13 protein-coding genes are annotated in these 13,261 nt (G+C 30.7%); 12 read left to right on the plus strand and 1 reads right to left on the minus strand.

The annotated features are described in order from the left end of the window. Nucleotides 1-87: 87 nt before the first annotated feature. Nucleotides 88-243, minus strand: coding sequence for a hypothetical protein (locus ACTNBA_RS07460; RefSeq protein ID WP_167402876.1), 156 nt, complete (start codon nt 241-243; stop codon nt 88-90). 93 nt (nt 244-336) lie between these two features. Between ACTNBA_RS07460 and nagZ the strand changes: the two genes are divergently transcribed. From nagZ to ACTNBA_RS07520, 12 genes are all read left to right on the plus strand, one after another. Next, entirely contained in the window at nt 337-1,578 is a 1,242-nt protein-coding gene (gene nagZ, locus ACTNBA_RS07465; protein WP_441073267.1) for a beta-N-acetylhexosaminidase, read from the plus strand. A gap of 288 nt (nt 1,579-1,866) precedes the next feature. After that, nucleotides 1,867-2,724 (plus strand): Rossmann-like and DUF2520 domain-containing protein, encoded by an 858-nt coding sequence (locus ACTNBA_RS07470; RefSeq protein WP_441073268.1) that lies wholly within the window; start codon nt 1,867-1,869, stop codon nt 2,722-2,724. 1 nt (nt 2,725) lies between these two features. Next, nucleotides 2,726-3,553 (plus strand): 3-methyl-2-oxobutanoate hydroxymethyltransferase, encoded by an 828-nt coding sequence (gene panB / locus ACTNBA_RS07475; RefSeq protein WP_441073269.1) that lies wholly within the window; start codon nt 2,726-2,728, stop codon nt 3,551-3,553. A gap of 56 nt (nt 3,554-3,609) precedes the next feature. Then, the gene (gene panC, locus ACTNBA_RS07480; protein WP_346868835.1) at nt 3,610-4,455 is read left to right on the plus strand and encodes a pantoate--beta-alanine ligase; all 846 of its coding nucleotides are present in this window, start codon (nt 3,610-3,612) and stop codon (nt 4,453-4,455) included. A gap of 15 nt (nt 4,456-4,470) precedes the next feature. Beyond that, on the plus strand, nt 4,471-4,854 hold the full coding sequence (gene panD / locus ACTNBA_RS07485) for an aspartate 1-decarboxylase (RefSeq protein WP_346868834.1): 384 nt from the start codon (nt 4,471-4,473) through the stop codon (nt 4,852-4,854). Nucleotides 4,855-5,047: 193 nt separating this feature from the next. Then, nucleotides 5,048-5,500, plus strand: a complete 453-nt coding sequence (locus ACTNBA_RS07490) for a magnetosome magnetite crystal formation protein family (protein WP_035132610.1) — start codon at nt 5,048-5,050, stop codon at nt 5,498-5,500. A gap of 174 nt (nt 5,501-5,674) precedes the next feature. Further along, on the plus strand, nt 5,675-5,983 hold the full coding sequence (trxA, locus tag ACTNBA_RS07495) for a thioredoxin (protein WP_156964322.1): 309 nt from the start codon (nt 5,675-5,677) through the stop codon (nt 5,981-5,983). A 305-nt stretch (nt 5,984-6,288) separates the two neighbouring features. Then, nucleotides 6,289-7,323, plus strand: a complete 1,035-nt coding sequence (gap, locus tag ACTNBA_RS07500) for a type I glyceraldehyde-3-phosphate dehydrogenase (RefSeq protein WP_346868915.1) — start codon at nt 6,289-6,291, stop codon at nt 7,321-7,323. A 181-nt stretch (nt 7,324-7,504) separates the two neighbouring features. Further along, nucleotides 7,505-9,481 carry a YgiQ family radical SAM protein gene (locus ACTNBA_RS07505; RefSeq protein WP_035132606.1) on the plus strand — a complete coding sequence of 659 codons (1,977 nt, stop codon included), beginning with the start codon at nt 7,505-7,507 and terminating at the stop codon, nt 9,479-9,481. Nucleotides 9,482-9,770: 289 nt separating this feature from the next. Further along, nucleotides 9,771-10,208: a MarR family winged helix-turn-helix transcriptional regulator gene (locus ACTNBA_RS07510; protein ID WP_441073270.1), complete on the plus strand. Its 438-nt coding sequence runs from the start codon at nt 9,771-9,773 to the stop codon at nt 10,206-10,208. A gap of 60 nt (nt 10,209-10,268) precedes the next feature. After that, complete coding sequence (gene clpB / locus ACTNBA_RS07515) at nt 10,269-12,884, plus strand: ATP-dependent chaperone ClpB (RefSeq protein ID WP_441073271.1); 2,616 nt, start codon at nt 10,269-10,271, stop codon at nt 12,882-12,884. A 177-nt stretch (nt 12,885-13,061) separates the two neighbouring features. Next, nucleotides 13,062-13,217, plus strand: coding sequence for a zinc-ribbon domain-containing protein (locus tag ACTNBA_RS07520; protein WP_035132601.1), 156 nt, complete (start codon nt 13,062-13,064; stop codon nt 13,215-13,217). Nucleotides 13,218-13,261 lie beyond the last annotated feature (44 nt).

Here is a 13,261-nt window from a genome sequence, read left to right on the forward strand (position 1 = left end):
GTTAATATGTTATAAAAGAATAATATATTAAAATATATTAAAAAAGTAATGGGGAATTTCCCCATTACTTAAGGATAGGTTATAATTTTAATTTATATGAGGGCTTTGAAATCCTTCTCTCTTAATAGAGTGCTTTTTAGCAGTTCTATTATGATTTTTTCCCGTCTCACTAGTAATTGGTGTTTGATAATTACATTTTTCCATTCTAGCTTGTTTGTTATCTGGTTGACTATCCTTTGTCATAAGAATTCCTCCTAAAAAATTAAATTTGAATATAATTTTAGTGTGGTTTATTTTGTGTATTTTATTATAGGAAATTAAAGGGGTGTAAAATAAATGAAAAACAATAGAAATATTTTCAAGATAATTAGTAAATTAACAAAGGTTATAATGATTGTAGTAGTTATTTGCACATCAAATATTTTATTCTATGGATGTAGCTTTATAAGCAAAGAATCAAAGTATAATAATAAAATAGATATAGGAGATAAGTCTAATAGGGATTTGAAAAATAATAATAGGGTAGAAGAATTCGGTGAAGAGGAGCCTCAAGTTGACTCAATACAAGATGAAATAGATGCTATGTCATTAGAGGAAAAAGTAGGTCAGATGTTTATTGTTGGATTTGATGGTTATGAAGTGGATGATAATATTATTAGTTTAATAAAAAATAAAAAAGTAGGAGGGATAATATTATTTAGTAAAAATATTAACACTGTAAGTGGAACAAAAAAATTAATAGAAAGTTTGAATGGGTTAAATAATGAAAACAAGGTTAAACTTTTTATGTCAGTGGATGAAGAAGGTGGAGTTGTAAGTAGAATTCCTAAGGAAATGGGACGTTTTGAATCTGCATGGGATGTAGGAGCCACTGGAGATTTAAATTATGCTTTTGAACATGGAAAAGCTATAGGTGAAACTATAAAGTCTTTAGGTTTTAATCTTGACTTCGCACCTGTGCTAGATGTGAATTCTAATCCTAATAATCCAGTTATAGGTAATAGAGCATTTTCAGATGATCCTAAAATTGTTAAGAAAATGGGGACGGAAGTATATAAAGGTTTGAAGAGTGCAGGTGTTTTAGGAGCAGGAAAGCATTTCCCAGGACATGGAGATACAGATGTTGACTCTCATGTGGGGGTGCCAGTTATAAATAAATCCCTTGATGAAATAAGAAATCTAGAGTTAATCCCATTTAAATATGCAATAGATAATGGTATTGATATGATAATGGTAGGTCATTTATATTTACCTCAACTGGATAAGGATTACGTAGCAAGTATATCTAAAAATATTGTCACAAAGCTTTTAAGGGAAGAGTTAGGATTTAATGGAGTAGTTGTTACAGATGATATGATTATGGAGGGAGTTAAAGGTAAGTATCCAACTAATGAATCAGCGGTTAAAGCTATAGAAGCAGGGATTGACGTAATAATAGTATCAGCAGGTATACATGATCAAAATAGAGCCATAGATGGAGTAGTAGAAGCTGTTAGAAATGGTATAATTACCGAAAAAAGAATTAATGAGAGTGTTTATAGAATTTTAAAACTAAAAAATACAATTTATATACATTGAATTACTTATATAATTGTGATATAAGTAATTATGGGCAGTATAGAAATAACTGCACCTATAATTTGATTATATCTTTAAATTAGAATATAGATTGAAAAATAATATTCTAATTTGTATATAGCTATTATTCTCTAGGGAAATAGCTATAAAGGAAAAGTTTTACGGACAGCTCATATCTTTTAGAATGAGACTTAGATAACAAATTACTTCACATGATTTTTAGTTTTAATTGCAGTTAATATCTATGTATTGTTTTAATATTAACTTAGAAAACAGATAAAGTGAGGAGTGATTGTTATAAAATTTGGATTCATTGGAGCCGGGAAGGTTGGTTTTTCACTAGGAAAATACTTTAAAGAGAATGGTATCTTACTTATTGGATATTATAGTAGGAATCATAGCTCAGCAAAGGAAGCCGCAGAATTTACTGGCACAAAATCTTTCATAAACTTAAAGGAGTTAATGAAAGAAAGTGATGTGATTTTTATTACTACCCCAGATGGAGAAATTCAGGGGGTTTGGAATGAGCTTAAAGAGTTGTCTATAAAAAATAAATTAATATGCCACTGTAGTGGTTTGTTATCTTCGGAAATCTTTTCAGATATAAGCAGGTTTGGTGCTTACCCATATTCTATACATCCTATGTTTGCCATATCAGACAAATATAATTCCTATAAAAATTTTAAAAAAGCTTTTATAACTATTGAGGGACATGAAAAATATATTGATAAATTAGCTGAAATTTTTCGTTCTCTAGGTAATTCTGTAAAAATTATTGAAAAAGAAAGCAAGAGTTTATATCACTTAGCATCAGTTATTAGCAGTAACTTGGTTCTAGGGCTTATTAATAATGGCGTAAATTATCTTAAACAGTGTGGTTTTAGTGAAGATTTAGCCATTGAAGCCTTATATCCTCTTATAACCAATAATATAGAGAATATAAAATCTTCAGGAATGGTAAAAAGCCTTACAGGACCATTGGAAAGAGGGGATTTATCTACCATGAAGGCTCATATAGCTTGTTTAAGTGAGGAAGATAAAGTTTTATATAGGATGTTAAATAATAATTTGTTAAAGGTGGCAAAGAAAAAAAATAAAAATAGAGATTATAGTGAGATTGAAAAATTTCTAGGAGAGGAAAAATAAAATGAAAAATACGGCTATAACATTTAGAGAAGCAAAGGCAAAGGGTGAAAAAATAACTATGCTTACTGCCTATGACTATTCCATGGCTAAGATTATTGATAGTTCAGGAATTAATGGTATTTTAGTTGGAGATTCAGTAGGGATGGTGTGCCTTGGTTATGAGGATACAATTTCAGTAACTATGGAGGATATGATTCATCATACAAGGGCCGTAGCAAGAGGAACAGAAAATGCTTTAGTAGTTGCAGACATGCCATTTATGTCTTATCAAACTTCTGTTTATGACGCTGTTTTTAATGCAGGACGCCTTATGAAAGAGGGACGTGCTCAATGCGTAAAACTAGAAGGTGGAGTAGATATGTGCGATAGAATTGAAGCTATAACTGAAGCATCTATTCCTGTAATGGCACACATAGGATTAACCCCTCAATCAGTAAATTCCTTAGGGGGATTTAAGGTGCAGGGAAAAAGTGAAGAAGCGGCTAAAGAACTTATTGAAGCAGCAAAAGCGGTAGAAAAAGCTGGCGCATTTTCAGTGGTCTTAGAGTGTGTTCCAGCTAAGTTATCAGAGATAATTAGCAAAGAAATATCAATTCCAACAATAGGTATTGGAGCAGGAGCTAGTTGCGATGGGCAAATTCTTGTATATCAAGATATGTTAGGAATGTTTAATGATTTTACACCTAAGTTTGTTAAGAAATATGCGGATTTAGGAGCTACAATGACAGAAGCTTTTAAAGCCTATATTGAAGATGTAAGTAAGGGAATTTTTCCAGCACTAGAGCATGGATTTAAAATAAGTGAAGAAGTTATATCTAAACTATATTAAAAGTAAATTTAGTGCTGAATGAATTAATAAAATTAAACTAAAAAGAAGGTAAAATTATGGAAATATTAAATGATGTAATAAAAGTAAGAGAAGTAGTTAAAGGGTGGAAGGCTCAAGGTTTAAAAGTAGGATTAGTTCCAACTATGGGTTATTTACATGAAGGTCATGAAAGTTTGATTAAAAAGGCTGTATCAGAAAATGATAGAGTAGTAGTTAGTATTTTTGTAAACCCAACTCAATTTGGACCTAATGAAGATTTAGATAAATATCCTAGAGATTTAGAAAGGGATTCAAAACTTTGTGAAAATGCTGGAGCAAGTTTAATATTCCATCCAGAAAGTGAAGATATGTATTATAAAGATGCTTCAACTTTTGTAGAGGTAGGTGGTTTGACCACTGGACTTTGTGGAAGTAGTAGACCAACGCACTTTAGAGGAGTTTGCACTGTAGTTTCTAAGTTATTTAATATTATACCTGCCCATAGAGCATATTTTGGAGAAAAGGATGCTCAGCAATTAGCAGTTATAAAAAGAATGGTAAGAGATCTGAATTTTGATATTGAAGTAGTAGGATGTCCAATTATTAGAGAAACTGATGGACTTGCGAAGAGTTCAAGAAATATATATTTATCTCCAGAAGAAAGAAAGGCTGCATTAGTGCTTAATAAATCTCTTTCTATGGCTAAAAAACTATTAGAGGATGGAGAAAGAAATCCAGATAATATTAAAAAGCTAATTAGGGAAAATATAGAGAAAGAAGATTTAGCCAAAATAGATTATATAGAAGTGGTAAGCAGTGAAAGTTTAGAGATGGTAAAAGAGATTAAGGAGGATGTCCTAGTAGCATTGGCAGTGTACTTTAAAAAAGCAAGATTAATTGATAACTTTACTTATCACATATAATTAGGAGGAAAAACAATGACAATAACGATGTTAAAGGGAAAAATACACAGAGCTACTGTAGTCCAAGCTGAGCTTGATTATGTAGGGAGTATTACAGTAGATGAAGATTTACTTGATGCAGCAGGAATTCTAGAATATGAAAAGGTTCAAATTGTAGATATTAACAATGGAAGTAGATTTGAAACTTATACTATAGCAGGAAAAAGAGGTAGTGGTCTTATATGCCTTAATGGAGCAGCAGCTAGATGTGTTCAAGTAGGAGATAAGGTTATAATTATGAGTTATTGTGAAATGAATGGAGAAGAAGCCAAAGAACATAAGCCAGCAGTGGTTTTTGTAGATCATAGCAATAAAATAAAAGAAATTGCACATTATGAAAAACATGGTGAGCTTAAGTAAGTATAAACATATATAATTTCATATTTATTAGGAATGGAGAAAGTTCATAAATCAAAATTAACTATTTATGAGCTTTTTCCATTCCTTTATTTTATAAATTTAAAAAATTAAAAATAAGGAATTAAATATATTGTAATTATAACTATATTAAGGAATAATATAATTATATGGATATAAAAGGAGATGGTATTATATGAATATTTATGAACCACATAAGTCTTCTATAGGAAATATAGATGCTAATGTTATGGCGCTGATTGCTTACGGTGCAGCAATAGTAGTAATTTTTATTCCAGGAATAAAGATTATAGCATGGCTTGCTCCTATTGTAATTTATATTTTAGAAAAGGATAGCAGCTTTGTGAAGTTTCATGCTATGCAAGCTTTTTTAATAAATATTGTAGGTATTATATTTAGTTCTATTATATTTATGATTATAGGTGGTAGTATAGGATTAATGTTTTTTAGACCTCTAGCATATGGGGCCCTAGGTACTATATTACTATCAGCAATAATAACAGGTATAGTTGCTATAGTTATAACTATATTTGAAATTATTTCAATGGTAAAGTGTTATGAATATAAAGAATATGAAATTCCTCTTATAGGGTTAATGGCTAGAAAAATAGCATATAAAAAATATTGATATGGTATAATCTTTGAAATTCGTAGATTGATGATGATATTAAAAGGATTTTTAAGGATTATACTTAGATATACGAAATAAAATGAGATAATGATGAAAAGAAGACTTTTTTAATTTATGTATTTATAGTAAAATAAAGGTATTAACCTTTAAAAGAATAGGAGGATGATTATTATGAAAGTTATAGATGAAAATAATTTTGAAAATGAAGCAGGCAAAGGTTTAGTTTTAGTGGATTTCTTTGCTACCTGGTGTGGACCATGCCAAAGATTAACCCCAGTATTAGAAGATATTCAAGGAGATTTTGATGGTAAAATTAAATTTTTAAAGTCAGATATTGATGAAAGTAGATCTCTTGCTAAAAAATTCTCTGTTATGAGTGTACCTACTATGGTAGTACTTAAAGATGGAATTCCTGTAGATAGAATGGTAGGGTATATGTCTCCAGAAGATATTAAAGCTAAACTTCAAACTCATCTTTAAAAATAACAAATAAAAATCTCACCAAACTTGGTGGGATTTTTATTTATATTATAAAAGCAAAAGTGTAGCACATATATCAGATTTAAATGATTAGTTTTTAATGAAATTTAATAACCAACCTAGTAAATTAAATATTTTTTACATAAATATAAATATGAAAATGGTAGTAAATAAAAGAAAATGAAAGTAAATACTATATTTCAACGGGAAATTAAGAAAAAATATGATATACTATATTTGACACATATTCTAATGTGATATACTATATTGATATAAAGAGTATAACAATGAATTGCGGGGGTTCAATTATGATAAACGTTGGAATAAATGGATTCGGAAGAATCGGAAGAACTTTTTTAAGGATAGCATGTGAAAGTCCTGAGACGGATTTTAATATTGTAGCTATAAATGCTAGAGCAGATATAAAAACACTTGCACATTTATTTGTTTATGATTCATGCTTTGGTACCTTCAAAGGAGACGTTAAGACAACAGAGGATTCAATAATAATTAATAATAAAGAAATAAAGATAACAAGATGTGGATCACCAAAAGAAATTCCTTGGAAGGACTTAGAGGTTGATTTAGTTATAGAGTCTACTGGAAAATTTAAAACAAAAGAAGAACTTATGGATCATGTAAAAGCAGGAGCTAAGAAAGTTATATTAACAGCGCCAGGTAAAGATGAAGATATAACAGTAGTAATGGGTGTAAATGATTCTGATTTAGATTTATCACAACATACAATCATATCCAATGCATCATGTACTACTAATTGTCTAGCGCCTGTAGCTAAAGTAATAGATGATAAATTTGGAATTAAAAAAGGATTTATAACTACAGTTCACTCTTATACAAATGATCAACAAATCCTTGATAAGAGCCATAAAGATTTAAGAAGAGCAAGAGCGGCAGGGGAATCTATAGTGCCAACTACAACTGGAGCTGCAAAAGCGGTTGCAAAAGTATTACCACAATTAAAGGGTAGATTAGATGGATTTGCATTAAGAGTTCCAACAGCTGCTGTATCTATCACAGATTTAGTTTGTGAAGTGGAAAAAGAAACTACAGTAGAAGAAATAAATAGAGTAATTAAAGAAGCATCTGAAAATGAACTTAAGGGAATATTAGGATTATGTGAATTACCTTTAGTATCTGTAGACTTTAAAGGAGATAGCAGATCTTCTATAGTAGATGGATTATCAACTATGGTAAATGGTAACATGATTAAGATAGCATCTTGGTATGATAATGAGTGGGGATATTCAGCAAGAGTTGTTGATTTAGCTAACTACGTAGCACAGATGTTAAAGGAAGAGAAAGTTACTAAAATAGCTTAAGGTGTTAAGGGTTTTAAGTAACATTATAAATTAATTTAGCCAACTATTATAAAATACCAATATATTTAATTTAGAGTCAAGAGATTATTTTGTAAAAGAAATAGTCTCTTGATTCTTTTTATAGTATAATTAGACCTTGAGTTGAATTATAAATTTGAACTATATTTGAGTAGGTGATTAAATGTTAGAAAATAGATTTTTACCAATTTGTAAAGATGATATGTTAGAAAGACAATGGGAACAGTTGGATTTTATAATAGTAACAGGAGATGCATACATAGACCATCATAGTTTTGGTACTGCTATAATTTCTAGAGTTCTTGAAGATGCAGGATTTAAAGTAGGAATAATTCCTCAACCTGATTGGCATAGCACTGAAGATTTTATGAAGTTAGGAAGACCTAGATTAGGATTTTTAGTTAATGGTGGAAACATGGATTCCATGGTAAATCATTACACTGTAGCTAAAAGAGTTAGAGAAAAGGATCTTTATTCTCCAGGTGGAAAAATGGGTTTAAGACCAGATCGAGCTACTATTGTATACTGTAATAAAATTAGAGAAGCATATAAGAATATTCCAGTTATAATTGGTGGGGTAGAGGCTAGTCTTAGGAGATTTGCCCATTATGATTACTGGAGTGATAAGGTAAGAAAATCAATGTTAGTAGATAGTGGTGCTGATTTACTTATATATGGAATGAGTGAAAAGCAAATAGTAGAAGTGGCAAATTGTTTAAATGATGGATTAGAAGTTCAGTATATAAGACATGTGCCTGGAACATGCTATATGATAGATGACTTAGAATATGTAAGCGGGTATATTGAGATACCATCCTATAAAGCTGTATCTATAGATAAGATGGAGTATGCCAGAGCATTTAAGGTTCAATATGAAGAACAAGATCCAGTAAGAGGAAAGACTCTAGTACAAAAGCATGCCAATAGATATGTGGTACAAAATAGACCAGAGATGCCTCTAACTAGGGAAGAGTTAGATCATGTTTATGGATTGCCTTACACAAAAAATTATCATCCTTGTTATGAAGAAGCAGGTGGAATAGCTGCTATAGAAGAGGTTAAATTTAGTATAGTTAGTTCTAGAGGTTGCTTTGGAAATTGTTCTTTTTGTGCTATAACTTTCCATCAAGGAAGAATAGTTCAGAGTAGAAGTGAAGATTCTATTTTACAAGAAGTGGTAGAAATAACAAATCTACCTGATTTTAAAGGATATATTCATGATGTAGGAGGTCCTACTGCAAACTTTAGACGTCCAGCATGCAAAACTCAGCTTAAGCATGGTGCATGTAAGCATAAACAATGTTTATATCCAAAACCGTGTAAAAATATAGATGCAGATCATACTGAGTATTTAGAACTACTAAGAAAGGTAAGAGCTACTCCTAAGGTGAAAAAGGCATTTGTACGCTCAGGGTTACGTTATGATTATATAATGGCTGATAAAAATGATACCTTCTTTAAAGAACTTGTTGAACATCATGTAAGTGGACAATTAAAGGTAGCTCCAGAGCATGTTTGTGCTGATGTTTTAAAGTATATGGGAAAACCATCTGGGAAGACCTATGATAGATTTGTAGATAAGTTTTATAATCTTACTGAGCAAGTTGGAAAGAAGCAGTATATTATACCTTACTTAATGTCTAGTCATCCAGGTAGCACATTAGCATCAGCTATAGAGTTAGCAGAATATCTAAGAGATATTAATTATCAGCCAGAGCAAGTTCAGGACTTTTATCCAACACCTGGAACATTATCTACAGCTATGTTCTATACAGGGGTAGATCCATTAACTATGAAAGAGATATATGTACCTAAGAGCAAGAGGGAAAAAGCAATGCAAAGAGCTCTTCTTCAATATAGAAACCCTAAAAAGTATGATATAGTATATGAAGCTTTAGTGGAAGCTGGAAGAGAAGATTTAATAGGAAATGGACCGAAGTGTTTAATAAGGCCTAAAACACAAGGAAAAAATCTTAACCATAGTGGAAATTACAGTAGACATAAAAAGGTTGGTAAAGAACATAGTAATAGTAAAACAGTTTTACCTAGAGGTAGTCATGGAAGAACTTCTTTAGAAAGAAAAAAGGGTAAAAACACTTCTACTAATAAGAGAAAATCTATGAAGAAAACTCGTCAGTAGTTAGGGTAAAGAAATAAAAAATAATAAATAATTAAATCAAAATTTATTGTAAATATAATAAAAGTAATAATGATAGTAGATTTTCATTATTACTTTTATTTTTGATTAAAAAATTTCATTATTGACAAAATAGTACGATGGTAGTACTATTTACTTAAAGATAAAGTACGAGTTTCGTACTAATTAAATTTTACGTTTAGCAAACAATAATATAGGTTGTAATCTATTGATTTAATAATTGAATTATGATGATTGTAGGATATAAGAAGATTTTAAAGGAGTAGATGTAATGGAGGATAATGACAAGTTAATTGAAGAATTTTCGAATTTATGGAAAATGTTTTTGTCTTTTTCAAATCAATATAGGACTATGGAGGAATTTCCTCGGATAGAAAGACTTAATACCATGGAAATTAGTATTATAAGAATTGTCTATGATAGGGAGGATATAATTTTAAAGGAAATTTGTAATATGTTAGACGTACCTAAAAGTACTTTAACCAGCGCTATAGATAGGCTAGAAAGACTTAATTATGTGAATAGAACTATTAGTAAGAGAGACAGAAGATCCTATGGATTACAACTTACAGATGAAGGTGAAGAAGTGAAAAATGAACATCTAGCTTTTGAAAGAAAATTGTATGGATATGTTTTAAATGCCTTAGACACAACTGATGAAAGAGAAGAATTTTTAAAGCTATTTAGAAAGATAGTAAATAATATTTAAGTTTTATGAAAGGAGAAATGCTACTTAACAAGATATAAAATTGGAGTAGTAGGTGATGTTATGGAAACAGAAAAGTTAACAATAAGAGTTCAACAAAGTTTAAATGATGCCTATGAGGAAGCAGTAAGAAATAATCATCAACAAGTAGATATTATTCATTTATTCTCTGCACTTCTAAATCAAAGAGATGGATTAATACCTAATGTCCTTGAAAAAATGGCTGTGGATGTTGAAGGAATTAAAAGAAAAGTAAATTTAGAGTTAGAGAAAATGCCTAAAGTATTAGGAGAAGGAGCTCGTTCATCTGGTGTTACTGCCACTAGAAGAATCAATGAAGTTTTAGTTAAGGCTCAAGATATATCAGAGAAATTTCATGATTCCTATATAAGTGTAGAACACATAATGATGGCTATCATGGAGGTTGATGCAAAAGGTATATCAGGGAAAATACTTAAGGAATATGGCATAGATAAAGAAAGATTTATGGAAGTGTTATCTCAGGTTAGGGGAAATCAAAGGGTAGATACTAATGATCCAGAGGGAACTTATGATGCTCTTGCTAAGTATGGAACTAATTTAATTGACCTTGCTAAGGAACATAAATTAGATCCTGTAATAGGAAGAGATGAAGAGATAAGACGTGTAATTAGAATTTTGTCAAGAAGAACTAAAAACAATCCAGTGCTTATTGGTGAACCTGGAGTAGGTAAGACTGCCATAGTTGAAGGTCTGGCAGAAAGAATTGTACGTGGAGATGTACCAGAAGGATTAAAAGACAGGATAATTTTTTCTTTAGATATGGGAGCTTTAATTGCAGGAGCTAAGTATAGAGGTGAATTTGAAGAAAGACTTAAAGCTGTACTAAAGGAAGTTAAGAGTTCTGATGGGAAGATAATATTATTTATAGATGAAATTCATACCATTGTAGGTGCTGGAAAAGCTGATGGAGCTATGGATGCAGGAAATCTTATAAAGCCTATGCTAGCAAGAGGAGAATTACATTGTATTGGAGCTACTACTTTTGATGAATATAGACAATATATAGAAAAAGATAAAGCATTAGAGAGAAGATTTCAACCAGTTATTGCAGAAGAGCCTACAGTACAAGATACAATTTCAATATTAAGAGGACTTAAGGAAAGATTTGAAATACACCATGGAGTTAGAATTCATGATTCAGCTATAGTAACAGCAGCCAAATTATCTAATAGGTATATTCAAGATAGGTTTTTACCAGACAAAGCCATAGATTTAATTGATGAAGCTGGGGCTATGATAAGAAGTGAAATAGATTCTCTTCCTACAGAACTTGATATGGTTAGAAGAAAGCTATTTACATTAGAAACTGAAAGAGAAGCTCTGATTAAAGAAAGTGATGAAGCATCTCAAAAGAGACTTGAACAACTTCAAAAGGAGTTAGCAGAATTAAAAGAAAAAAATGATGAAATGACTGCTAAATATGAACAAGAAAAAAGCAAGATTCTTGAAGTTAGAACTTTGAAAGAGCAATTGGATGAAGCTAGAGGTAAGGTTGAAAGGTATGAGAGAGAATATGATTTAAATAGTGCTGCAGAACTAAAATATGGGGTTATACCACGTCTTGAAGAAGAAATAAAAGAAAAAGAAGAAAGCATGCACAATAATTATGAAACAGCCCTTCTCAAAGAAGAGGTTACAGAAGAAGAAATTTCTCAAATTGTATCTAAGTGGACTGGAATTCCAGTAACACGATTAGTAGAAGGGGAAAGAGAAAAACTATTAAGATTAGAGGAGGAACTTAGCAATAGGGTAATAGGTCAAGATGAAGCAGTAACAGCTGTTGCTAATGCCGTAATTAGGGCTAGAGCAGGGATGAAAGATGAAAATAAGCCTATTGGTTCATTCATTTTCCTAGGGCCTACAGGGGTAGGTAAAACAGAACTGGCTAAAACTTTAGCGAGAAATTTATTTGATAGTGAAGAAAATATTATAAGAATTGATATGTCAGAGTACATGGAAAAATATTCAGTATCAAGACTTATAGGAGCGCCTCCAGGATATGTAGGTTATGAAGAAGGGGGACAATTAACTGAAGCTGTAAGAAGAAATCCATATTCAGTAGTTTTATTTGATGAGATAGAAAAGGCTCATGAAGATGTATTTAACGTATTTCTACAAATATTAGATGATGGAAGACTCACTGATAATAAGGGCAAGACTATAGACTTTAAAAATACTATAATAATTATGACTTCTAATATAGGTAGTAGTCATCTACTAGAGGATAGTGGTGTGATTACTGAAAAAACTAAAGCTTTAGTAATGAGTGAAATGAAGAGTAGGTTCAAGCCAGAATTTTTAAACCGTGTAGATGACATTATAATGTTTAAACCACTAAATATTGAAGGTATAAAGAAAATTATAGATATATTTATTGACCATGTTAGAAGAAGATTATATGATAAAAATATAGGTTTAGAAATTACTGACGTAGCTAAGGAGATTTTAGCAACAGAAGGCTATGATCCAGTTTATGGGGCAAGACCACTAAAAAGATATATTGGAAATGTTTTAGAAACCATGATTGCAAAAAAAATTATAGCTGGGGAAGTTTACGATGGATGTAATATTTTAGTAGATGGTAAGGATGAACAAATAGTATTTGAAATAAGGAATAAAGGGATTACTACTGTATAAATAAAGATAAAATAAAATATTTATATAATTACTTGCATTATACGTAAAGTGTATGTTATACTGAGTAAGTGGTTAAACACAAATAAAATTGAAATAAAGATTTAACATATATAATAATTTTCTCCAATTCGAGGATTTGTTAATAATAGGTGGATCTTTAAAATGGAGGAATTGTAAATGGCAGATAGAACATTAACATGCAGAGATTGCGGAAACGAATTCGTATTCACAGAGGGAGAGCAAGCTTTCTACGCTGAAAAAGGATTCGAAAATGAGCCAACTAGATGTGCTGATTGCAGAAGAGCAAGAAAAGCAGAAAGAAATAGAAGATAATTAATATTTAATATTTCAATGAAAGCTATAAGAAGTGATTCTTA

This window comes from Clostridium sulfidigenes (genome assembly GCF_052067195.1).
Taxonomy (GTDB): domain Bacteria; phylum Bacillota; class Clostridia; order Clostridiales; family Clostridiaceae; genus Clostridium_J; species Clostridium_J sulfidigenes.